Origin of the sequence: Rhodococcus sp. 27YEA6 (assembly GCF_044908235.1) — a bacterium.
In the GTDB taxonomy this organism is placed as follows: domain Bacteria; phylum Actinomycetota; class Actinomycetes; order Mycobacteriales; family Mycobacteriaceae; genus Rhodococcus_F; species Rhodococcus_F qingshengii.
This window is the reverse complement of record NZ_JBIYCY010000068.1, coordinates 1-1,343: the sequence shown is the minus strand read 5'-3', so window position 1 is coordinate 1,343 and position 1,343 is coordinate 1. Positions and strand designations below refer to the sequence as shown.

At 59.9% G+C, this 1,343-nt stretch carries 1 pseudogene; it reads left to right on the top strand.

From position 1 onward, the window contains the following. Positions 1-46: 46 nt before the first annotated feature. Positions 47-1,336: pseudogene (locus ABH939_RS33145) on the top strand (IS256 family transposase). The last annotated feature ends 7 nt before the right edge of the window (positions 1,337-1,343 follow it).

Below are 1,343 nucleotides of genomic sequence, written 5' to 3'. Positions count from 1 at the left end.
GGGACTGTAAGAACAACGGTGTAACTCTGAAAGGAGATACGCCACTATGACTGATGTGATTGATCGTGAGACAGAGACGAACTCGGCTCAGCCGGGTATCAGCGATGCGCGGCTCAAAGAGCTGGTCGAGCAGGCGCGAGCCGAAGGGCTGCAGTTGACCGGAGATGGTGGATTGCTGTCGAAGCTGACCAAGCTAGTCGTGGAGTCCGCGCTCGAAGGCGAGATGGACGACCACCTCGGATACGGCAAGAGCGACCCGGCAGGCAGGGGCAGCGGCAACTCCCGCAACGGCAGACGCACCAAGAACGTGTTGACCGAGGCCGGCCCGGTCGAACTCGAGGTGCCCCGTGACCGGGATTCCTCCTTCGAGCCGAAGATCGTGGCCAAGCGGCAGCGTCGGCTCTCAGGCGTGGAGGACATGGTGATCTCGTTGTCATCCAAGGGTTTGACGACCGGTGAGATCGCTGCACACCTGGCCGAGGTGTACGGAGCTGATGTGTCCAAGCAGACGATCTCGACGATCACCGAGCGGGTGATGGAAGGCATGGCCGAGTGGCAGAACCGGCCGTTGGATCCTGTGTACCCGGTGTTGTTCATCGCCTGCATCCACGTCAAGATCCGCTAGGGCAACGTCGCTAACCGGCCGATCTACGTCGCGATGGGGGTGACTGTCGACGGCACCCGCGACATCCTCGGATTGTGGGTCGGTGAGCACGGCGACGGGGAGGGAGCGAAGTACTGGCTTCGGGTGTTGTCCGAGCTGAAAAACCGTGGTGTGCAGGATGTTCTGATCGTCGTGTGCGATGGTCTCAAGCATCTACCTGATTCGATCGAGCAAGTGTGGCCACAGACCATCGTGCAGACTTGTGTGGTCCATCTTCTCCGTAACACCTACGCCTATGCCTATGCCTCTCGCAAGGACTGGTCCGAGATCGCCAAGGACCTCAAACCCGTCTATACGGCTCCGTCGGAGCAGGCTGCGCTCGACCGGTTCGCCGAGTTCAGCGACTAATGGGAGAAACGCTATCCCGCGATCATCAGGCTCTGGACCAATGCCTGGGCTGAGTTCGTGCCTTTCCTGCAATTGGACAATGCCATCCGGCAGGTCATTTACACGACCAACGCCATCGAGAGTGTCAACGCTCGAATCCGCAGGGCTGTCAAGGCCCGTGGACACTTTCCGACCGAGGCCGCGGCCTTGAAATGCGTGTATCTGGCCATCATGAGCCTCGACCCGAAAGGCACCGCCCGCAGGCGCTGGTCCAACCGATGGAAGGCAGCACTGAATGCCTTCGAGATAACGTTCGACGGACGGCTGTCTGCCGGACGAAAGTAGTTAGAAA